Source organism: Alteromonas sp. IB21, assembly GCF_016405965.1.
In the GTDB taxonomy this organism is placed as follows: Bacteria; Pseudomonadota; Gammaproteobacteria; order Enterobacterales; family Alteromonadaceae; genus Alteromonas.
In genome coordinates, this window is the sequence record NZ_JAEFCD010000018.1 from 75,621 (window position 1) to 96,992 (window position 21,372).

At 44.4% G+C, this 21,372-nt stretch carries 21 protein-coding genes; 5 read left to right on the top strand and 16 right to left on the bottom strand.

The features are described 5' to 3' along the window. Nucleotides 1-2 precede the first annotated feature (2 nt). The 3 genes from JC525_RS13100 to JC525_RS13110 form a co-directional block, all read right to left on the bottom strand. On the bottom strand, nt 3-359 hold the full coding sequence (locus tag JC525_RS13100; protein WP_198816226.1) for a hypothetical protein: 357 nt from the start codon (nt 357-359) through the stop codon (nt 3-5). A gap of 64 nt (nt 360-423) precedes the next feature. Further along, nucleotides 424-879: a hypothetical protein gene (locus tag JC525_RS13105; RefSeq protein ID WP_105935250.1), complete on the bottom strand. Its 456-nt coding sequence runs from the start codon at nt 877-879 to the stop codon at nt 424-426. A 93-nt stretch (nt 880-972) separates the two neighbouring features. After that, nucleotides 973-1,350, bottom strand: coding sequence for a c-type cytochrome (locus JC525_RS13110; protein WP_233095185.1), 378 nt, complete (start codon nt 1,348-1,350; stop codon nt 973-975). 362 nt (nt 1,351-1,712) lie between these two features. Here JC525_RS13110 and JC525_RS13115 point away from each other — a divergent pair, with 362 nt between their 5' ends. From JC525_RS13115 to JC525_RS19950, 3 genes are all read left to right on the top strand, one after another. Further along, a complete protein-coding gene (locus JC525_RS13115) occupies nt 1,713-3,794 on the top strand; it encodes an SDR family NAD(P)-dependent oxidoreductase (protein ID WP_233095186.1) in 2,082 nt (693 codons plus the stop codon). 262 nt (nt 3,795-4,056) lie between these two features. Beyond that, nucleotides 4,057-4,542, top strand: coding sequence for a hypothetical protein (locus JC525_RS19945; RefSeq protein ID WP_233095187.1), 486 nt, complete (start codon nt 4,057-4,059; stop codon nt 4,540-4,542). Nucleotides 4,543-4,657: 115 nt separating this feature from the next. Further along, nucleotides 4,658-5,329, top strand: coding sequence for a hypothetical protein (locus JC525_RS19950; RefSeq protein WP_233095188.1), 672 nt, complete (start codon nt 4,658-4,660; stop codon nt 5,327-5,329). Nucleotides 5,330-5,516: 187 nt separating this feature from the next. On the opposite strand, the gene JC525_RS13125 is transcribed toward JC525_RS19950, so the two are convergent. The 12 genes from JC525_RS13125 to JC525_RS13180 form a co-directional block, all read right to left on the bottom strand. Then, a complete protein-coding gene (locus JC525_RS13125; protein ID WP_071978936.1) occupies nt 5,517-6,221 on the bottom strand; it encodes a DUF1624 domain-containing protein in 705 nt (234 codons plus the stop codon). Nucleotides 6,222-6,232: 11 nt separating this feature from the next. Continuing rightward, a complete protein-coding gene (locus JC525_RS13130; RefSeq protein WP_044447436.1) occupies nt 6,233-6,718 on the bottom strand; it encodes a nuclear transport factor 2 family protein in 486 nt (161 codons plus the stop codon). A 26-nt stretch (nt 6,719-6,744) separates the two neighbouring features. Further along, complete coding sequence (locus tag JC525_RS13135; RefSeq protein WP_100971710.1) at nt 6,745-7,224, bottom strand: YybH family protein; 480 nt, start codon at nt 7,222-7,224, stop codon at nt 6,745-6,747. A gap of 12 nt (nt 7,225-7,236) precedes the next feature. Next, nucleotides 7,237-8,151: a copper resistance D family protein gene (locus tag JC525_RS13140; protein WP_198816227.1), complete on the bottom strand. Its 915-nt coding sequence runs from the start codon at nt 8,149-8,151 to the stop codon at nt 7,237-7,239. A 14-nt stretch (nt 8,152-8,165) separates the two neighbouring features. After that, nucleotides 8,166-8,567, bottom strand: coding sequence for a copper resistance CopC family protein (locus JC525_RS13145; RefSeq protein ID WP_198816228.1), 402 nt, complete (start codon nt 8,565-8,567; stop codon nt 8,166-8,168). An 18-nt stretch (nt 8,568-8,585) separates the two neighbouring features. Continuing rightward, nucleotides 8,586-10,418 carry a 2Fe-2S iron-sulfur cluster-binding protein gene (locus JC525_RS13150; RefSeq protein WP_198816229.1) on the bottom strand — a complete coding sequence of 611 codons (1,833 nt, stop codon included), beginning with the start codon at nt 10,416-10,418 and terminating at the stop codon, nt 8,586-8,588. A gap of 1 nt (nt 10,419) precedes the next feature. Continuing rightward, entirely contained in the window at nt 10,420-11,031 is a 612-nt protein-coding gene (locus JC525_RS13155) for a peptidase (RefSeq protein WP_233095189.1), read from the bottom strand. Nucleotides 11,032-11,120: 89 nt separating this feature from the next. Further along, nucleotides 11,121-14,255 (bottom strand): efflux RND transporter permease subunit, encoded by a 3,135-nt coding sequence (locus JC525_RS13160; protein ID WP_198816231.1) that lies wholly within the window; start codon nt 14,253-14,255, stop codon nt 11,121-11,123. Beyond that, nucleotides 14,255-16,252, bottom strand: a complete 1,998-nt coding sequence (locus JC525_RS13165) for an efflux RND transporter periplasmic adaptor subunit (RefSeq protein ID WP_198816232.1) — start codon at nt 16,250-16,252, stop codon at nt 14,255-14,257. The genes JC525_RS13160 and JC525_RS13165 overlap by 1 nt, the downstream gene beginning before the upstream one ends. Then, on the bottom strand, nt 16,252-17,613 hold the full coding sequence (locus JC525_RS13170) for a TolC family protein (protein ID WP_198816233.1): 1,362 nt from the start codon (nt 17,611-17,613) through the stop codon (nt 16,252-16,254). The genes JC525_RS13165 and JC525_RS13170 overlap by 1 nt, the downstream gene beginning before the upstream one ends. Beyond that, the gene (locus JC525_RS13175) at nt 17,613-18,128 is read right to left on the bottom strand and encodes a DUF411 domain-containing protein (RefSeq protein WP_013755304.1); all 516 of its coding nucleotides are present in this window, start codon (nt 18,126-18,128) and stop codon (nt 17,613-17,615) included. The genes JC525_RS13170 and JC525_RS13175 overlap by 1 nt, the downstream gene beginning before the upstream one ends. A gap of 99 nt (nt 18,129-18,227) precedes the next feature. Next, complete coding sequence (locus JC525_RS13180) at nt 18,228-18,587, bottom strand: hypothetical protein (protein ID WP_198816234.1); 360 nt, start codon at nt 18,585-18,587, stop codon at nt 18,228-18,230. Nucleotides 18,588-18,921: 334 nt separating this feature from the next. Here JC525_RS13180 and JC525_RS13185 point away from each other — a divergent pair, with 334 nt between their 5' ends. Then, complete coding sequence (locus tag JC525_RS13185; RefSeq protein ID WP_198816235.1) at nt 18,922-19,599, top strand: heavy metal response regulator transcription factor; 678 nt, start codon at nt 18,922-18,924, stop codon at nt 19,597-19,599. Next, nucleotides 19,589-21,001: a heavy metal sensor histidine kinase gene (locus JC525_RS13190; RefSeq protein ID WP_198816236.1), complete on the top strand. Its 1,413-nt coding sequence runs from the start codon at nt 19,589-19,591 to the stop codon at nt 20,999-21,001. The genes JC525_RS13185 and JC525_RS13190 overlap by 11 nt, the downstream gene beginning before the upstream one ends. 43 nt (nt 21,002-21,044) lie before the next feature. Here the strand turns inward: JC525_RS13190 and JC525_RS13195 are convergent, their stop codons facing one another. After that, nucleotides 21,045-21,215 carry a hypothetical protein gene (locus JC525_RS13195; protein WP_198816237.1) on the bottom strand — a complete coding sequence of 57 codons (171 nt, stop codon included), beginning with the start codon at nt 21,213-21,215 and terminating at the stop codon, nt 21,045-21,047. Nucleotides 21,216-21,372 lie beyond the last annotated feature (157 nt).

Sequence of the window (21,372 nt, forward strand, 5' to 3'; positions counted from 1 at the left end):
GATTAAAACCCACGATCAAACTCGACCATGTCATAACGTGCAAGTTCGCCATCAAGTACAATAGCCTCTGCAAAATGCTCATCCTTCGTCTTACCTAATCGAATTTTGCCCACGAATTCGCGCGAGTAGCCGTCTTCCCCTTCAGAAATTGCTGTCGCATCAAAAACGGTGCGATAAACATTAAAGACTTGATGTTCTTTGAGACCATCGGTGTCAGAGACACACACCACTACTTGTTTATCATCGACGGTAACAACCTGCCCACTCATGATGTAGTCATGGTATATCTGGCTTGCACAGCCCCCTAGTAGCCCAACAGACAAGACTGCAATTGATAAAAGCTTGATGAATTTGTTCATGTAAAACTCCCGCGATTATTAAAAGAAAAGAGGCAGTCGCTTTTCCAGCCTCATAACGCATTGATTAGTTCTTTTTATGCTTGTGTATTGGCTTCGCTTTTTCAGCCGTATGTCCCATCATTTGCCCCATCATGTCTTCCATCATGGCCATACGCTGTTCCATCATTTTCATTTTCTCATCGGTCGACATATCACTGTGTTTATGCTCCATGCCCATGCCGCCTTTCATTCCTTTTCCATCTTTCATTCCCATCGAATCTTTGCCTTCCATCATGCCCATCATGTCTTGCATCTTTTGGGCATGCTCATGCAACATAGCTTCACGCTTTTCAGGATCAGATTCACTTTTTACTGCATCTAAAACTGCTTGCATTTCTTCCATATGTGTTTGCATTTTCTTCATCATCTGACCGTCCATCATCGGCATGTCAGATTTATCAGTGTGTTGATGCGCGTAAGAAGTCGCAATTGGCGCAGCGACAAGGGCGCTGGCCAGTAATAATGACGTTAATGTTTTCATAATTTTTCCTTTAATTGTGCTCACATGAGCGGTTTAGGTTTGAAATAGACGACTTGTCACCTTAATCCTATGTCTTAGACTCAGGTCAAGGTGCTATTTGGGCGATAAAAATTCGGCCAAAACCTCAAGCTCTTCATCTGTTATAGGCATTTGTGGCATTGCAGAAGAAGCGTTATTAAATTGAGGCTCTTTGACCTTTCGTAAAAAGAAGGCTTTGCCTCTATCGCTGATAACACTGTCTAACGATGGGCCAAGTGTTCCGCCCGCACCTTGCACCTGATGGCAGCCTTGGCAGCCATAGCGAGTGAGGACTTCTCGTGGATCCACTGCAATAGTGACAGGCTCAATGACTTTTACAGCCTTTGCAGGTGTCGCTGCAATTTCCATAAAGTTAAGAATGGCTTGGACCTCTGTTCCGGTTAAGTGGGCCTTTTCTCGCATATGAGGCATAATGACTTTCCATTCACTCATGGAAAACTCTTGTATTGGACGGCTGTTATGGCATCGCGCACAATTTCGTATGCATGCGCGCTTACCGATACAGAATTGATCAGTAATATGGCAATACAGTACAGAGTTGTCGTAAATTGTTGCACCCGATTTATCCTTTGGTTTTGATACATTTCATCCTACTAACCACGGCATAAATGTAATTGATTTAGATCAATCCTTCACGACAATCGGATTACAGTATGATTACATTTCTGTAATCAAATCATTGACTTATTTATCCTTTGTTTAAAGTTATCTATCCTCAAGCCACGTCAACTGGTGTCAGCGAGATGTACTGGAAGCCAGATGCGACTTTTAATTGGGTGATCGGATAACAAGTAATGATGAGACAAAAAATAGCGGTAATTACCGGTGCGGGTTCAGGTATTGGATTAGCTTTGACCAATAAGTTCCTGTCAATGGATGCAGAAACCCTTGTTGTTGCGCTGTGTCGCCAGAGCTCGAAATTGGAGAAACTTTATGAAAGATTTGAACCCCGGCTTGTCATCGAACACATTGATTTCAATCACAAGACTGCGCCAACCAGTATTAAACAGGCGCTCGACAAATATGATCATGTTGATTTCTTGGTTTACTGCGCAGGCCTTGTCGCACCGCTGAAACGTATCCATTCGATAGACTATGAAGAATGGTGTACAACGCAAAGAGTGAATATTGATATACCCTTTTTTATCACAAAACTATGCCTGAACAAGTTCAAGCATAGCCGTGTGCTTTATTTAACAAGCGACCAACCTGTTAGCGCCGTAGAAGGTGCGTCAGCATACTGTGTGAGTAAAGCGGCTGTGAACATGATGTGTGATTGCTTTAAACAAGAAATTACTGATGAAATTGCTGCCTTTGCAACCGTAGCTCCAGGAAATGTCGATACACCGATGCAAAAGAAGATACGACAGGTATCAAGTGATATATTGCCCATGTCAGCATTTTTGAAAGACATGCATAAAGAGAACAAGATGCTGCCGCCCCACCTCGTTGCCGAATACCTCTGGCAATTACTCAACCGCATCAACTTAAAGACGTTTGGCACGACCAATTGGAACTTATTACAATCTATTAATGGAGGGCCGCTTCCCCCAGTTAATGTCAATAGCAAAAATCTTGCTACAATAGATAATTCTGACGTGCGATATCTACAAGATAAATTAGCGGGTGATGTGTGGGGAGCAGGAAGCAAAGAATATACGCTACGGCGTCACGTGTTTAATCAAGCCATCTCTCATTTCCCTAGTGTGATAATTGTGCCTCAGTCAGAAGCTGATATTGTCAATACAATCGACTTTGCCAATCGGCAAAATTTACAGATCTCCGTAAAAGGCGCCGGGCATGGGGTGACGGGGGCGGCTGTAATTAACGGTGGTATTGTAATTGATATGTCCACCTTCCAAAGTATAGAACTTTGTGCTGGCGGCGAGTCAGTGAGAGTAGGCGCAGGTGTTAAAAATCGGAATTTAGACCACTTTTTGTCTCAACATAACAAAGTGGTTCCTTTGGGGACCTGCCCAGATGTCGGTGTTGTGGGAGCAACGTTAGGCGGCGGGATCGGTTTTTTGTCACGCAAACATGGGTTAAGTTGCGACAATGTCTTGGCGTTTAATCTGATCACAGCAGATGGTCAGCAAAGAGTTATAAACACTTTGGAACACTCTGATCTTTTTTGGGCACTACGCGGCAGTGGCGGCTCTCAATTTGGCGTTATCACCCACATAACATTTAGGCTGCACCCGGCTCCAGCTTATGTTCAAGGAGGTATCATTGAATGGCTAATTCAAAAGGCAAAGCCTATTTTAAAGCAATACAGCGATGCTGTACTGCAGGGGCCGAGAACACAATTTTTGTATGCATACATCGCTCGTTCAACCGCTCACGAAGCAAAAATATCAATTATGGGATTTAGTGAAGACCCAGACACTAGCTTACATAATATTGCAAGATGGGAAACTGATGCAGATATATCCATCACTCATAAACAATACATTGAATGTCAGTCCAATGAATATGAACAAGGGCATGCGCTTTATTGGCGCAACGGGATCATTGAAGGTGGACTGACACAAGAATTTATCGTTACACTTTTGCAATGCTTTCAATCGTGCCCGGACAACACAGCAGGGATTATGCTCGATCCGTTGTGTGGTGCGATCCAAGATGTTGAGGTTGACGAAACAGCATTTATACATCGAAACGCCTCCTTTGTTTGCAGCATCACCGCTGTTACACCACCTGGACAGGACATTGCCGAGGTAACAAAATGGGTCAATCAAACCTACGAGCTATTATCCTCATTTTTTAACGGCCATGCCTATCAAAATTATGACATGGGAAAGGACTGTCCTTTAGCATGTTATTTTGGTCAGCACACAGACCGCTTGATTGCTATGAAAAAAAAAATTCGATCCTGATCTTAGATTTTCTGGCACCCTGCAACGGCATTTACAATAAACCGTTAAGCTGATGTAATATTGCGTCAACAAGTGCTTTTCCAAATAATTGCCAATTGCAGCAACAAGGATATTAACAGTGTTAAAATGGATTTTAGTCTTAACCCTACTCATTTCGACCTTTTGTTTTGCAGATACGGAAGACTATGTTCATGCAGACTTCTATCGAGGTTTAGCTGGCCTCAAGCAACAAGTTGAAGAGATTAATCGAGATTAGCTTTTATTGGAAAATGCGACCCTTTCCAGCGCTGAGTTTAATCGTCGGCTCGCGCGCATTGAACAAGACGTCGATACCGTCAAAACGTTATATAATCAAGCCTCTACAATGCAACCGACGACGTTTAGTGCATCTGAGTTAGAGCAAATAAAATCATCTTTGGATATTCTTGATATGCAAGAGATTCGCTTACGATTGCAATCCGAGTTAACGCAACAGCATCAATCTGTTAAATCAGAGACATTGTTAGCTTCGCGCGACTTTACTAGTGAAGCTACACGCAATTTGGCCACCACAGTATTAACATTAACAGCCATCCTAGTTGCCGTTATTTCTGCAGTTATTGCTTGGATTAACCACATTCAAAGTACTCGAACTCAAGCAGTAAAAAACAAAGCAGAACAAGACTTGGAGGCGCTAAAAGAGGCAACAGATCAAGATCTACTAGCGTTAAGGGGGGTTAAAACAACGTCAAATTTCAGCGCTCACTGAGCGGCATGAGAAAGATATTAAGAGGCTCACAGACGGACACCAACAAAAAATTGAACGTTTGGAGCAGATAAATTTAGAAAAAGTTCAGTACGCGGCAAACGCTTTCGATAAGTTAATGAGTGAGACGGAGACGCAAAACGGTCTTGTTTTTAAAAATTTAGCGATATCGATTTATCTTCGCCGGTTTCTAATTGAAGACGGTTATGACCGTTTCTTTGATGATCTAAGCATGACGTCAGTTGAAGACAGCACTACCGCTCGTTGCGATCCGAGTGTTCTTAGAGAGGTCATCGCAATACAAGAACATGCTATTTCACGCTTCGAAATGGTCAAAGACAAATTAGATGACGCAATAATGCTTTACTATGAAGCGCTACTCGATTTAGAATTTTACGAAGCAGAGATGACCCGCTTTGGTGTATTAAATGACAATGCCTTGCAGAGTATTAACAAACGGTTAAAAAGTTTTGAAGAGAATTTAAATTTTTGCTTGACCGAAGAGCGCAGTGAATACCAAGATCCTGAGCGGCTTCCGCGGTTCATTTTTCGGGTGATATGCATGGTCGATAGTCTAATTTTTATTAGAGTCTGTTTACGTGATAAAAGCCTTTTTACGAAACAAGCGGCGATGCATGAAATTTCTTGTCAGGTGAGACTATTATTTGCAGAAAAAGAAATGGCCACAGACGACGCTATCACTAACGTACTCGCGGGAGCACAATGTAACAGTCTATGGCAAAAATATACTGGATTCCAGAAAGAGCGCCCAAGATTGTTTGAAGACTAGCGGTAATCTGGGTTTGTTGGCACTAAAAGCACAGCGGTCCCTACCTAAAAATGTTGTTTTACGCTAAGAATATCCACACTATTACTGATATACAAGTGCTAGAAACGCCGAGACTACTTGTAAAACAAACAACGCTCTACTTTTGTCAAAGGTCCCTTATTATCATTGTCTCATCTTCAACTTAGACTCACATAACCGAATGCGAAAGCCAATACACGCTGCCTAATGTTACAAAAAACAGAGGTTGATGTAACACATACACAGCAAGACTGTGACGTCCTAAAAACGTGATTTTAGTTGATAATTTCAGTGAAGCACAGGGATCTATACCCTTAATAAACATATGGCCAACGCCAATGCCCAGCAATACAACGCCAACCCAAGGAAATAGTGCAACATAATCGTTGGGTGATGACGGCAGCCCCAATTCCCATAAGTTAAACGGCCATTTACTTGTAACCACATTCGTTAAGAACAGTGTAATAATCCCTATCCCAATAAAACAAGCCATGACTGGATAACGTGCGAAGGGAAAGCATAGTACACTGGCCACGGCGATAAAGTGTAAAACACCAAAAAATATCCAATTAGTATTGAAAAACCAATAAGTAAATAGTGATATAACGCATGCCCATACCACTATCCACATTATTCGCTTCGCAAAGGATTTCAAATCCACGCGTTGGTGATGAGCGAACACCAATGATGCACCCACACTTAAGAAAAAGAGTGATAAAATGACATACCGAAATTGTTTCCAGCCAGGACCATTTGGCACACTCCAATCTACCCAGCCAAAGAACCGCAAGTCATACGCGAAGTGAAAGATCACCATTAATACAATGGCGACCGTGCGCATGATGTCTAGGGTAACGTTGCGAGTGATGGGCATACTGACGTCGCTTAATGATGCTTGTGGGGCTTTTTATCGCGGGTAGACGAATGTGAATGTATGACTTTCCATCCATTACTCGTTCGTTTAAACAAGTACGTTTGGTAGCCCTTTTTGTCAAATGTTGAGCCAGTTTTTCTTACTTCACCAGACACATTTACGGTCGTAATCGCCCATGCCATATCGTCATCAATTGTAATATCCATATCCAATATATCGATGGTGAGGCGTTTGAGTACTTCTTTCTCTGGCTCCACATGATTTTCGACGAGATCACTTAATCCTGTGTTTTGGCCGCCTGATTCAATGTATCGAGCACCTTTATGGTCGAGATAGTGTTCATAAAAAGGCCGTCCTTGGCCCGACTCCCAACCGTTTTCAATAGCAATGATAATTTCTTCAATCGTCGCTTTGTCTTCATCTGCCTGTGATGCAAAGACGCCCAGTGTAGTTGTGCTTAACATCAGGACGAGTGAGATTCGCATAAGTAACGTCATTTAAAGTTTTCCTATAAATTAAAGTGTTAATGGGACCAATGGATATGACTTATTTTCCAATGACCATTGATAAGGTTAAGTACCAGTGTTTCATTTCCTTGCTTATCAATTTGTTTACCTTTGTATGTGCCAAGGGTGTGGCTTCTGGCAATTGAGACCGCCGTATCCCCATAAACGCGAACATGATGTTCAATTGTTGTGGTTTTGACAGCCGCAGAAAACCGCATATCAGCGTGTAAATGATGTTGTCGATATTCTTCAGCACTGCGTTCTATTCGCGATCCCTCTAAAATAATGACTTCGGATGTCAATGCACTCATGACGTCATCCGCTTGTCCATTAGATAATGCTTCGTGATAAGCGAGCACACTGCGACCCGCTGCAGTATCCAAGCCACTGAAGTGAGTTGCAGAGCGCTCTATTGATTTGAGTGGCTCATGAGCAAACGTACTAAATGAAAGCAGCGCAATAGACAAAACAGTCGTTAAAACGTAATTAATTTTCATATAAATCCAAAGTTAAGATTGAGGACCAAGAACAGTAGTCAAAACAGCGGTGATCAGAAAAATGCATAGTCCAATGAGCATTTCAATTTGGATCGAACGGCGCATGTCTATCGCTGCGTTACTGTGCGTTAAAAGCTTGGGCGTTAATTTTAATTTATGCCATGCGGCAAGCAGCAGGATCGCATTGACAAAGCCCAGCTTTAACAGCAGGCTTTGTCCATAGATTTGATTGAATAAATTACCTACAGAACCAACTAGCTCCCATGCTAGCAGAGTGCCAGCAAGGAGCAGCAGGCTCACCAGTCCTATAGCAAGATGACCAAATTGCCGCATCAGACTGTATAGCGGTGTAGGCGATAGGTGTAGGCATGCTGCTGACAACGGCCAAAGAGCGCCCATCCAGCTTAGCGCGATGATCACATGCACAGCTAATGCATAACCATATGAACGTTCCAGTTGCACGGTATGCCCGGAAAGCATGAATACATATCCAATACTCCCCCACAGAATTATTGCACCAAGAAGAGTCACGATAAATTGAGGCGTTTTTTTGCGAGCGAGTTGCCAATAAAACGATCCACAAAAAGCAATGCCGACGATGAATATGCACAGCCGACTTATTGCAATAGTCCCTAAAGTAGATTGTGCAACCATACGTCGCATGACCGCATCAAACATGCCTGTGAAACCCGTTTGAGATAGCGACCCCACTTGGAAAAAGAAATCCAACGTAGTCGCGAAAACACCAACTAAACCAAACATAGCCATATACTTAATAATATGACCTTGCAGAAGCAGACGAGCGTGAGATTGTTTTTCCAGGCTAAACGGCACTAAAAGAAGGATAAGAAATCCGCCCAAAAGCGCCGACAGTCCTAGATAGACAGTAAGCTTGGTGGATAGGATCAATACTTCCCAAATTGCCATTTTAATCTTCCTCTTTAATGGTCTTTGTGTTGACTATGGACTTTTTTGTCATCTTGCATGGACTTGCTTCCGTGAACCATGAAGTCAAATGAACCGTCCATTTTGTGCCCATCCTCACCAAGTAACATCCACTGTGCGGTATAGTTACCCGGCGATAACGTCGGTAAGTCGTAATTAAAGAAAGTGCTAGACTCCATCGATGGAGAAAAATTAAAGTCGACAGGCTCGCCGTTTTGAGAATTTAACGTCAATTTGGCCAAACGAACTGGCTCAGTAAAAACAACGGACAATTGTGGAGGCGATGACATTAACATCGCATTGTTTTTTGGCATGGACGTTTTCAACGATGTGTGAGCATAACTGCTTGTGCTCAAGAAAAGAGCGGTCAGTAAGAACGTTGACAATAGTGTTTTCATAAATAAACCTCGGTAGTTTTAAGTAGTAGTAAATGGTGAAAATGAATCGATTTGTATAGCATTTTCATTGACGGAGTAGCGTAATAGTAATTGGGTTACATCGTTCATCATTGCCGGAGGACCGCAGAGGAAAAACAAACACCGATGGAGGTCGCGGTGTGTATCTAAAAATACGGCCAAAGGTATTTGCACGCGCCCCACCGGTCCACACCAAATTGAAGAGGCGTTTGAAACAATCGGTTGATAGGTAAAATTAGAATGCTGTGTTTCAACCGCTTTTAACCAGCAATGATTTGCCAATTCAACAGGGTGTTTGGCGCCATAAAAGAGGGTTATAGGCAGTGTCGAATGCAAGCCAAATATTAGTTCATCGATTAGAGCTTTTAGAGGTGCTATACCCGAGCCCCCACCGACCAACACAATTTCTCGTACACCAAGGTCATCAAGTAAGTTAAATCCCCCTCGAGGCGCAACTATATCAACCACCGTGCCGATGCTTAAATTACCAAGGTGAAAAGAACCGATGCCAGGTCTTTGGTTGTTAGATTGTGCCGGTTGCATTTTTATATTGAATGTAAGCACGCCACTACCATCATTTCGGTTTGCAACTGAATAATGCCTGACAGTGTTTGGATGGGAAAATGTAGCTGATTCAAAACGCGGCCAATAAGGCTGATAGCGTCTCGGTAAGTCTTTCGGAAACGCTAAAGATTGACCTTCTTTAATCGTGAATTGAACAAAACTGCCAGGCTTAAAATCCAGTGGAACACTGCCTTGATATTTAAATCTTAATTCTTTGATAAAGGGTGTAATGAATGTGTTTGAGAGCAACTCGCATGATACTGTTTTGGGGTTTGGAGACTCTACAAGCTGAACGTTGCCTTTCAAATCAGTGTTTTGCTGACAAGCTAAACGATACCCGGACAACAACCTGTCTTGAGATAAGCGGTATCGTTCTGCAACTGAAATGGCAGCCGATGGATCAAGGCGCACAATACATTGGCCGCATGTTCCCCCTCCCCCACATACTGACCCAATAGAAAGGGCGTTGTGCTGTAGACAATCCAGAAGTGATTCATTGTCCTTAGCAACGACGTTTTGGAGGTAACCTTGCTGATCTCGTACCACTAAGTCTTGCTTTCTATACGACCACCCAATGAATACTTGCTTATTTTTAACGAGGCTAACCAGCCACGTAATTCCTGAAATACTCAACAGCACAGTCAGTAACGCGAGAGCCTTGATCCACCAGTGATTAAATGAGCCGGTGTTCTGATAATCCATAAAGTGCAATAGCATCAACAAGTTTGTCCATTCCCTGTTGCTATCGACGACGCCGGCTAATTCCCCTGTCGATGCTCGGACATAAATGTGTGTCGTTTCTCTGTCTGATAAACGTACATGCCAAACCGATTGTTGCTCTTTGGGTAGATGCTCTATCGGCGGATCAACACGGCGCAAATCTTGAATAGGCGAAGTTAGCCGGAACTGATTGTTGACCAGATCACGGATATCGTTCGCTGTTAGTTCTATTTTATTTCCCTTTATCGCGTCTATTAACTCATACTCTCTTTCATGGGCATGTCTAGCATAGTGCGTCATAACCTTATAGGTCGGGTTTCCCAACAAGCTAAGCAGCTCAATAGAGAGCGCATTGGGTGAGCGTATAAGGACGTTCTCGACGGATATTAGGTTTGGCGTTAATACACTTCCTGCAATAGCGTCACTTGCGATTCTGGAGAGGGGTTTACTGTGCTCAGCCTGTCCGAGTAAAAAACCCGTAGCGAGCCAAACCATTAATTGTGAAAACACAATTAATGCAAGGTATTTGTGAATGATCCGCCAGAACATTTCAGTCAGCTGCCTTTCGCGATGACGAAAAGGAATAAGGCAGCAATAGCAAGCCTGCTAATGCGGCCAACAGCCCTATGATAGTCATGCTCACTAATAGTGTATTACTAACGTCTTCACCGTCTTGGTAATCCATAATATGGAGGCGCCATAACCAATCAAATACTTGCCAAGGGGCATGTCGAATATATTCAACCGTACCTGTGTCTTGACTGACGTAAAATGTTGGCGCAAGTGCGCCTTTAAATTCAACTCGCCATAATGGACGTCCTCGTTGCCCAACCGCACTATCCTCTTCGTTTTCACGCAGCAAGGTCACATTGTCGACCTCATACGACCGACTTGACCTGGACATTGCGATGGCGGCGGCTTGTTTGTCTGACAACGGTTGGATGACGTCTCCTGATAAGCCGCTGATCAGGTGAGTCTTACTGGTGAGGGTTAATCGGTAAACCGGCATCTCCCCCACACTGCCCAAAACGATTGACTTAGCATCAGGGTAGCGAGCGACTATCTCATCAAAGCCAACGTTTACCGTTGACAATGATGAAAGCGCGGGCGAGCTTTTCATGAAATGATCGCCATGAATATAGTGGATATCAAACCAGACCATGTAGAGTCCACTCACTGACCAGAGGAGCATCTGCACACCGACAATCAACAGTAGGTATCGGTGTAACCGACGAGCAAGGCGACGCATAACTACCAATTACTCATCGTTTTGAGCTGCTGTTTTCGCCATATTAAATAAATGGCTGGTAAAATAAGTAGCGTCAATAAAATCGCACTGACCATCCCGCCCACCATGGGCGCAGCGATACGACTCATCACTTCAGACCCCGTACCTGAGCCATAAAGTACCGGTAATAGTCCGAATATAATGGTTGCGGTCGTCATCATGACTGGCCGGACACGCAAACCCGCGCCATGCAATACGGCTTCGGTTAGCATTCCTACGGTGGGTTTGATACCGTCCATTTTGCATTTGTCGATTAACGCCTGGTACTCTTGATTCAAGTACACCAGCATAATGACGCCAATCTCGACAGCGACCCCTGCCAATGCAATGAAGCCAACGCCCACTGCCACTGAAAAGTTAAACCCCTCTAAGTACATAAGCCAAATACTACCGACCATCGATAAAGGCAACGTTCCCATAATGATCGCTACTTCAATAAAATTGCGGAAGTTGAGGTATAACAAGATCACGATAATGGCTAAAGTCAATGGCACTACATAGGTTAATTTTTCTTTTGCCCGCATCATATATTCATATTGTCCCGACCACGTTATGGAGTATCCTGCAGGCAATACCAGCTCCTCACTGACGACCTGCTGCGCCGCGACGACATAAGAGCCAATGTCTACGCCATCAATATCCACATACACCCAGCCATTAAGGCGTGCATTTTCACTTTTAATGCCTGGGGGACCATCTTCAATATACACATCCGCGACATCAGCCAACGCAATGCGTTTGCCTTGTGGTGTGACAATAGGCAACAATGACAATGATTCAGGTGATGAGCGATATGATTGTGGATATCGAATATTCACTGGGTAGCGCTCTAATCCTTCGACGCTCTGTGTAACATTCATTCCTCCAATCGCACTAGAAACAACTTGTTGAACGTCTGCTATGTTGAGACCATAGCGAGCGGCCTGTTCGCGTTGGATATCGACTTTGATATAACGCCCACCGGCAACGCGCTCTGAATAGACGGATGCCGTGCCCTCAACACCTGAAAGTATCGTTTCAATTTGTTGACCAATCTTTTGAATTTCCATAAGATCTGGACCTCCAATCTTGATGCCCACGGGGGTCTTAATACCGGTAGCCAACATATCAATCCGCGTTTTAATTGGCATAACCCATGCGTTCGTTAGCCCTGGTAAATTAACCACAGCATCAAATTCTTTAATCAGATCTTGGGTAGTCATGCCTTCACGCCATTGATCTTGAGGTTTTAATTGTATAAACGTTTCTATCATTGTTAATGGCGCAGGATCGGTTGCCGTATCGGCTCGGCCGACCTTGCCAAACACCGTTTCGACCTCAGGTACGGTCTTGATCAGTTTATTGGTTTGTTGCAATAACTCGCGTGCTTTACCTATCGAAATACCTGCATAAGTCGTCGGCATGTACATTAAGTCACCTTCATCAAGCGGCGGGATAAATTCGCTACCGATCTTATCAATTGGCCAAAGCCCAATTCCCAGCACAATAACGGCGATCAGCATGGTCAACTTAGGAAAACGTAATACCGATTTCAGTGTTGGTATGTATAAAAACGTCAAGAACCGATTTACAGGATTCTTATGCTCCGCAAGTACTTTACCGCGCACAAAGTACCCCATCAAAACTGGCACCAAGGTGATCGCAAGCGCTGCGGAAGCGGCCATCGCATATGTTTTGGTGAATGCAAGCGGCGAGAACATCCGGCCCTCTTGCGCTTCTAGCGTAAACACTGGTACAAAACTAACGGTGATGATCAACAAACTGAAAAACAGCGCAGGTCCGACTTCAGACGCTGAATCAATGACGACCTGCCATCGATTTTCTTTCGTCAGGGGGGTTCGCTCCATATGCTTATGCATATTTTCGATCATGACAATGGCTCCATCGCTCATTGCACCAATAGCAATAGCGATCCCCCCCAAGGACATGATGTTCGCATTGATACCTTGCATATACATCACGATGATTGCCGTGATGATTCCGACAGGAATACTTATAATTGCGACCAACGAAGAGCGTACATGAAATAAGAACGCGATACACACTAGGGCAACGACGATAAACTCTTCTACCAGTTTGGAGGCCAAGTTATCTACCGCCCGTTCAATCAAAGCTGAGCGATCGTAAACCGTGACGATTTCGACACCATCCGGCAATCCTTTTTTAAGGTCTTCTAGTTTAGCTTTGACTCCGTTTATGGTTGTTTGAGCATTTTCCCCAAATCGCATTACAACGATGCCGCCTACGGTTTCTCCCTCGCCATTCAGCTCAGCGACCCCCCTGCGCATTTGAGGGCCTAATTGCACATCCGCGATATCCCTAACCAACAGCGGCGTGCCGTTTTCATTCACGCCGAGAGGGATCGTTTCGATATCTTGTTTACTTGAAATATACCCTGTCGCCCTAACCATATATTCAGCCTCAGCCATTTCAATAACAGATGCGCCAACTTCTTGGTTACCTCTTTTGATAGCCATTTGAATATGTGATAGCGGGATCTCATAAGCCCGCAGTTTTTCAGGATCAACTTTGACTTGATATTGCTTTACCATACCGCCTAGCGCAGAAACCTCAGAGACACCGGGAACGGTTTGCAGTTCGTATTTGAGGAACCAATCCTGCAAACTACGTAGTTGTGATATGTCGTTTTTGCCTGTGCGGTCAACCAATGCATACAAGTAAATCCAACCCACACCCGTTGCATCTGGGCCTAATTGTGGCCGAGCATTTTCAGGCAAATTGGGAGCAACTTGAGACAGGTATTCCAGCACGCGGCTCCGGGCCCAATATAGATCCGTGCTGTCATCAAAAATGATGTAGACATATGAATCGCCGAAGAAAGAAAACCCCCTGACTGTTTTAGCGCCTGGTACCGACAGCATCGCTGTTGTGAGGGGATAAGTCACCTGATCTTCAACCACCTGAGGTGCTTGTCCAGGGTAACTCGTTTTAATGATGACCTGGACATCAGATAGGTCGGGCAATGCATCAATTGGTGTATTCTTTAGCGTGAATAAACCACCTCCGATAATAATTAAGGTCGTCAGTAATACGAAGAAGCGGTTGGAAACTGACCATCGAATAATAGCAGCGATCATTAATGTGCTCCTCCATGGTTGCTATGATCCATCGAAACATCTTGGCTTTCAGTCTGAATGCTCAGGATCCTAAAGTTGCCGTCAGTGATCTCAAACGTAAATGTAATGTCAGCACCGACCGTAAATTGGCTGATATCGATATCGTCGCTCACGGTAAAGTCAAGAGTTGCCGCAGGCCTATCCCACTTTGGGATCGCTTCACGTGAAATATTGACTACACGAGACTGCGTATTGATGGCATTAATGGTGCCTGTCACCACTGCGCTTTGCGCTGAACTTGGTTCCGCTGATTTTACATGGATGGTTGTTACCAGATAGTCGCTATCACCGGTTTTGGTGATTTCAATATGCAAATCCATACCAGCTTTCAACTGTGATAAATCGATAGTGTCAGCAACAAAGAAATCCATTGTCATCGCGGGCCAATCCCACGCTTCAATTGCTCCGTGGTCAAGATTTAGCATTTTGTGTGAGGGCATAACCGAATTAATCGTTGCTTCAGTCCATATAGTGCGTCCATTTATCGTCTGTGTATCAGCATTGTCGTCAATGATATGCACCGTCGTTACCACATACTGACCATCGTTTTCTTTACTAATTTCAATATGCGCCCCCATACCTTGCCGCAAACTCGTTAGGTCTACGTGGTTGGCGACAGTAAAATCCATTGTCATTTCTGGCCAATCCCATTCACTGATGGCGCCATGGTTCACTGTTATCATGTTATGTGAGGGCATAACATCGGTGATGGTGGCTTCGGTAAAAACCGACGACGGGAGTGCATCAGGTGCTTCCATCCGTTTAAAATCTGAACTGATACTGCTTTCTGAATCGAGTAAAAAGTGTGCAGAGGTGACAATCTGATCCCCGTCGATGAGACCTGTAGTAATCTCAGTGTAGTCCTCTACCACTCGACCTACATCTACGGCAATGGACTTGAATTGCCCGTCACCGAACGCCAAGACAACACGATCTTGCGTGCCGGTTCTGATAACCGCTTCTGATGGCACAAGAACGTTGTCTGAGTCAAAGTCTGAATGTATTGTGATCTGGGCAAACATGTTCGGCTTAAGCGCGTAATCGGCATTTTTAAAGCGTAACCGAACCCGCAGCGTTCGAGTGCTCTGTTCAAGTGTGGGGTAGACGTAATCAACCTCACCCTCCCATGTTTTGCCGGGTAAAAAATCCAACGTCATTGTGACGGGAAGTCCAACAGTGACTTGCGCGGATTGCCGTTCAAAGATTTCAGCATCAACCCACACCTCATCCAACGCACCAATGGATAGGAGGGTATTGCCTGGCTTGATAAAGAATCCTTCGCGGATATTTAAATTGTCAACAAACCCGGTTTGCGGTGCCGAAAAAGTGATCGTTTGACGAACTTTTTTGCTCGATATTAAGGACTGAATCGCTTCATTTGGCATTTGCAACGCATCTAACCGCGACCGAGCAGCATTGATCAAATCGTCGCTCCCGCGGCGCATCGCGATCAGCAGCTCTTCTTGCGCATTGACCAATTCTGGGGAATAGAGCGAATACAATGGTTCGCCTTTTTTGACATACTCTCCCGAGGCTTTCACATGCAGTGTATCTACCCAACCTTCAACGCGTGGGTGGATATGTATCAAAGTGTCTTCATTGTATTGCACATAGCCAACCGTACGAATAGGGACATGCAGCGAGCGGCGTTGAACCGATGCTGTTCTTACCCCTAAATTATTAACTACATTGGGTGATATGCTAATGGTTCCCGGACCTTCATTACCTCCGGTGCTCTCCTCATAAACGGGGACGAGATCCATTCCCATCGGAGATTTACCCGGTTCATCACGACGGTAATTGGGATCCATCGGTGCCACCCAATAGAGTGGCTGGGGTTCTGCGCTTTGCCCTGCTGCGGCAGATGGTGCATCAGAAGGAAGTAGGAATGTATATGTTAACGCAGTCATTGCACCGCCGATAACACATCCTAAAATAATGGCTTTCGTGTTATTCATTATTGTTCTCCGAATTGAGTCTTGGAAATACCTGCGGTGGTATTGAAGTAATAATTAAGTCGAATGTTTGTTCTGACGAGATCCACATCGATATCCAATGCATCAATACGCGCATTCAAATCCGCGATACGCGCGCGAGCAACTTCGGCGAAATCGCCGTCATCATTGGTGTAGGCATTCAATGATGCATCTGCTTGTTCTTGCATTTGTGCTAATAACTCGTCGTTGTATAACGATTGCCTGTCAGTTAAACGTTCTCGCTCAGCGTATAACGACTGGATGGCAGACATCATTTCGCGCAGTGCGAGTAACTTGTCAGTCTTTATGGCTTCTGATTGGTTTACGGCTGCAGAGACTTCTTTGTCTTGACGGTTTTCAGTAAAAATAGGTAAATCAAAACTAACACCGACTGACAAGAAATCAGCTCGACTTGCACCTGCCGGGGTATCATCGCGAAAAGCGTAACTGGCATTTACGCCCCATTGGGGTTTGTATTTTTCTTTAGCTAACTCAACCCCGGTTTGACTCGCTCTGATACGTTGATTAATGGATAAAATATAAGGGTGATCTGCGAGTAATTCCGCGAGCTGTTGTTGGTTTTTTCTTTCTACCATTAACAACGTGTTGTCAGTGATTTTTGAAATGGGAGGTAATGTATTAGGCAACTGCAACGCGCTAAATGCATCAAACCCAAGTTGGCGTGCAGACTGCTGGTTTTTTAGGATCCATTCCAATAACTTACCTGTTGCGCGTTCTTCCAGTGCTTGTAGTTTTGTTAATCTGTCTTCTAACCGCGTCAATTCTAACTTTGCCCTAATGATGTCTTGTTGTCGCACGCGTCCAAGGGCGGTCGCATAATTCGCTTTGGCAATGTCACTGAGTTGCTCAAACAATGCCCTATCTTGATGGATTAGCTTAATACTTTCCTGCGCGCGATAAATTTCAAGCCAAATATCTGAGACCTGCACACGTGTGCGGGCGATGCGATCAGCACGCATTAACGGGTGCTCGGCGGCTTGCTCTCTTAATTGACGAGAACGAATATCTAACGAATCCCCTCTGGGGAACATCTGCGAAACCCCTGCCTTAAGTTGCGTCATGGGTTCTTGATCGAATGCGAATCCATCTGTTGGTAAGTTCGCCAAACCAATATTAACTACCGGGTCCGGCAAACTAGCGGCTGCCACGCTACGTGAAACAATGGCTTGCTCGCGATACTCACTGCCTACAAGCCAAGGGTCGTTGTTAATCGCGATTTCAACTGCCTGCTCCAATGTCAACACGGACTTGGTTTGACTTTGGGCGAGCCCAGTATTCAAAAGCGTCATTAGTGCAATGACATAAAATGAAAAGCGTCTCATTAGAATTGCTCCTCATACGAGTTAACTTCGGCATAAGTGGTTGCGCTGCCATCGTCATTGAGTTGCAGAATAAGGTAAGGACGAAATTGATCACCGACTTCCATACCAGGTGAGCCAATTGGCATAGCTGGCACAGTGAGTCCGATGGCGCCTTCAGGTATATTGTCTAAAAATTGCTGAATGAATTTTGCTGGAATGTGACCTTCAAAAACGAAACCGTCTGGGGACAATGCCGTATGGCACGAACGGTAATTAGGCGCAACACCATATTTGTCTTTAATTCGAGACATTAATGTAACATTGGATACGTCCGCGTCGAACCCGTGCTCTTCAATATGGTTCACCCACTTTTGGCAACACTTACAAGAACGGCTTTTGTAGACTGTTAAGGACGTTATCGTGGATTCAGAAACTGCCTCTGAATCGTTATTTATCTGTGTTGCGTCGGTACATGCTGATAAAAACAGTGCAAACACCAACGCTATCCACATCGAGCGATGCGTAATAATTGACATAATTACTTTCTCATTTCTATTGTTTAAATAAATGGCTTGCTATGATCATTCGACTAACAAGCGATATCATTGCCCGGATTCTAGACGGACTTATCCTGCTTAAATGAGAGAGTGTTTCGGAGGGCGCTGCAATCCACCTAAAAAGATTTCGTTTAGGTTTGGGTTAAGAGACTGAATACTCAGCGACACGCCTTCGGGTGACGAATGAGCTTGACTAGAGAGAAGACCAATATGAAACATCGCCATTGGACAACAGCAATCTTGCTGACAACAATCATTCATATCATCGCTTTGCGAGTGTTTCATCATGTCATGAGCGCTGTGCATATCGTGAGATCCGAGATCCATCTCCGCTGCCATTTCGTCACTGCATGGCATTTGCGCGAATGCAAATGACTCGCTCATTTGCACACTGAGCAATGCAATCACAATAATTAAGTGAATGAAGGCGCTTTTCACGGTCTCGTCGTTCCTTGGTGTTTGACAGACAGCAGTCAATGGCTGTTTATTAATGGCTGATGATGTTAGCACCCTCGCCTGACAACCAGATTACCCCTACATTACAATTCGGTAATAAATGTAATTAGACGGATTATCATAGATCAAAGGCAAGGATTTCATTGCATAATCAGCGACCTAAGGGCTAACATCTTGATAGCGCTCAGCATTAAGATTACGGGACATTAGCGAAATTACAAAGCGACCTACAGAATAGGTGTTTCGTTTCACGGTTTCGTTACGTACATTAATATTGTAAGCGGGCTTATCATAAGTAACACGGGCGGAACATCGCATGAAAATATTAGTCGTTGAAGACGAAACAAAAACTGGAGACTACATCAAACAAGGCCTTGCCGAATCGGGCTTTGTTGTTGAGTTAGTTCGGACCGGCCTCGATGGCCATCACAAAGCAACGCTCGGTGAATATGAGTTGATCATCTTAGACGTCATGCTGCCTGATATCGATGGTTGGAAAATATTGTCATCGGTACGAGAGTCTAACAATCATACACCGGTTCTTTTTCTTACTGCTCGTGATCATGTGAATGACCGTGTTAAAGGTTTAGAGCTCGGCGCAGATGATTACTTAGTGAAGCCGTTTGCATTTGCTGAGCTGCTAGCGCGTGTGCGTACGTTGATCCGCCGCGGCACGTCCGTGCCCAATAATATTTTACACATAGCCGATTTGGAGCTCGACATTCCTTCGCGTATTGCCACGCGAAGTGGGCGCACAATAAACCTGACAACTAAAGAGTTCACGTTATTAGAATTAATGGTGAGACGCCAAGGCGAGGTATTGCCGCGTTCTCTTATTGCTTCGCAAGTATGGGATATGAATTTTGATAGCGATACCAATGTGATTGATGTCGCCATTCGCCGTCTTCGAGCAAAAATCGATGATGACTTTTCACCAAAGCTCATTCAGACTGTGCGTGGGATGGGATATAAAATGTGCATTAATGAATCTTAAGGATCTATCAAAGCGACCAAGCTCTCTCGCCTTTCGGGTCACTATACTTGTTGGGCTCACTATCTTTGTGTGCCTAACGTTTATAAGTCTTATGGTGCAGCAATCGATTGCTCAGCATTTTGAAGAGCAGGATGCTGATGAGCTGAATGAAGTGTTTCTAGCCGTGAAACGCAAGCTTAATACAGCCTATAATGAGGGGATCTCACCGTCTAGTATATTGTTCCAAGCTGTCTCTGGGCATCACGGTGTCTATTATTTAGTTAAAAATAAAGACAACGAAGTTATTTTTAGCAGTGAGAGCGCGGTGCTAGAAAAATACCCTGGGGATACGTATGAAATAGAACAAATAACGCCATCCATGTTAAGCCTCTTTTTCGACGGCGAACATATGTTACGGGCAACGGAAATAACCGTGCGTATTGAAGACGGCAACAGCCAAACACATTATCAAGTGATCGTTGCCTCGAACATGGAATTTCATATGAACTATATGGAAGACTTCGAGACAACATTGTGGGGGATCATTGTTTTGTCTGGGGCTATTACGATCTTAGCCGCGCGGTTTGCTGTTTATCGTGGTCACTCCCCCTTACGACGTCTCAGTCGCAAAATCGGTTCCATCACCGCGGATAAATTGGATATCAGGTTGGAACCCACCGAAGTCCCAGTGGAGCTTGCTAATCTGGTGGAGTCCTTTAATGCGATGATTGAGAGACTTGAAAGCGGGTTTGAGCAGCTGTCCCATTTTTCCGCTGACATAGCTCATGAACTAAGAACGCCTATCACCAACCTGACTACACAGACCCAAGTCATACTCAATCAACCACGCTCGACGAATGAATACACTGACATCTTATATTCTAACTTAGAAGAGTACGAGCGAATGTCGAAAATGGTCAGTGACATGTTGTTACTAGCACAAACGGAGCATGGCTTGATCAAACCCAACGCTGAGCGTATAGACTGTCATAAAGAAATCGGTGAATTAATCGAATACTTTGAGCTCTTGGCCGAAGAGAAGCACATCAGCATTCAACTTATTGGTCACAAAATAACGTTAATTTGCGACAAATCGATGTTTCGACAAGCACTGAGCAACTTGTTATCTAATGCCATTCGGTACACTCCCGATAATGCAGAAGTAACCGTATCTACTCAAATACAGGATAACGAAGCATTGATATCGATTTCAAACCCAGGTAATAAGATCCCTGACATTCAACTTTCTCGCCTTTTCGATCGTTTCTACCGCGCGGATCCATCTCGAAAACGTGACGGGCAAGGCGCTGGATTAGGATTAACCATTGCGAGATCTGTTCTTGAAGTTAACGGTGCACATATACAAGTGGGATCAGATGAGCAGGCAACCACGTTCACGGTCATCTTTCCATTGCGTAGCTGACGCCTCGAACACACGCAAGTGTTAGTTCGAGACGCCAGTTGGACTAAAAGGTATACACGCCTTTTAAATAATAGAAACCGCCGTTAATGCCAATGGGTGACGTCGTTGGGTACTTTGAACCCGCCACTTCGGTATCATAAAGCACATTTTCATCAGGGAGGTTATCAAACGCATTTCGAGCGCCTAGTGTGTGAGCGTCCGGTAATCCCCACATTCAATTCATAAGTTAGCTACGGCATGGTGTTCTCTTTACTAAGGAGAATGACCATGCGCAATATCAACGAAGAGAAGTGCAAGACTGGCTCAACTTATTCGCGCAGCAAAAGCAAAGCGGACTCACTGCGGTAGAGTTTTGTCGTCAGCAGCAGATT

Coding starts and splice junctions, on each gene's coding strand:
- JC525_RS13165 (WP_198816232.1), bottom strand. CDS start 16,252: ATGAATAACACGAAAGCCATTATTTTAGGATGTGTTATCGGCGGTGCA.
- JC525_RS13130 (WP_044447436.1), bottom strand. CDS start 6,718: ATGACGTTACTTATGCGAATCTCACTCGTCCTGATGTTAAGCACAACT.
- JC525_RS13160 (WP_198816231.1), bottom strand. CDS start 14,255: ATGATCGCTGCTATTATTCGATGGTCAGTTTCCAACCGCTTCTTCGTA.
- JC525_RS13145 (WP_198816228.1), bottom strand. CDS start 8,567: ATGAAAACACTATTGTCAACGTTCTTACTGACCGCTCTTTTCTTGAGC.
- JC525_RS13190 (WP_198816236.1), top strand. CDS start 19,589: ATGAATCTTAAGGATCTATCAAAGCGACCAAGCTCTCTCGCCTTTCGG.
- JC525_RS13135 (WP_100971710.1), bottom strand. CDS start 7,224: ATGAAAATTAATTACGTTTTAACGACTGTTTTGTCTATTGCGCTGCTT.
- JC525_RS19950 (WP_233095188.1), top strand. CDS start 4,658: ATGAGTGAGACGGAGACGCAAAACGGTCTTGTTTTTAAAAATTTAGCG.
- JC525_RS13175 (WP_013755304.1), bottom strand. CDS start 18,128: ATGTCAATTATTACGCATCGCTCGATGTGGATAGCGTTGGTGTTTGCA.
- JC525_RS13185 (WP_198816235.1), top strand. CDS start 18,922: ATGAAAATATTAGTCGTTGAAGACGAAACAAAAACTGGAGACTACATC.
- JC525_RS13170 (WP_198816233.1), bottom strand. CDS start 17,613: ATGAGACGCTTTTCATTTTATGTCATTGCACTAATGACGCTTTTGAAT.
- JC525_RS13125 (WP_071978936.1), bottom strand. CDS start 6,221: ATGCCCATCACTCGCAACGTTACCCTAGACATCATGCGCACGGTCGCC.
- JC525_RS13195 (WP_198816237.1), bottom strand. CDS start 21,215: ATGTGGGGATTACCGGACGCTCACACACTAGGCGCTCGAAATGCGTTT.
- JC525_RS13150 (WP_198816229.1), bottom strand. CDS start 10,418: ATGTTCTGGCGGATCATTCACAAATACCTTGCATTAATTGTGTTTTCA.
- JC525_RS13140 (WP_198816227.1), bottom strand. CDS start 8,151: ATGGCAATTTGGGAAGTATTGATCCTATCCACCAAGCTTACTGTCTAT.
- JC525_RS13155 (WP_233095189.1), bottom strand. CDS start 11,031: ATGGTCTGGTTTGATATCCACTATATTCATGGCGATCATTTCATGAAA.
- JC525_RS13110 (WP_233095185.1), bottom strand. CDS start 1,350: ATGAGTGAATGGAAAGTCATTATGCCTCATATGCGAGAAAAGGCCCAC.
- JC525_RS13115 (WP_233095186.1), top strand. CDS start 1,713: ATGATGAGACAAAAAATAGCGGTAATTACCGGTGCGGGTTCAGGTATT.
- JC525_RS13105 (WP_105935250.1), bottom strand. CDS start 879: ATGAAAACATTAACGTCATTATTACTGGCCAGCGCCCTTGTCGCTGCG.
- JC525_RS13100 (WP_198816226.1), bottom strand. CDS start 359: ATGAACAAATTCATCAAGCTTTTATCAATTGCAGTCTTGTCTGTTGGG.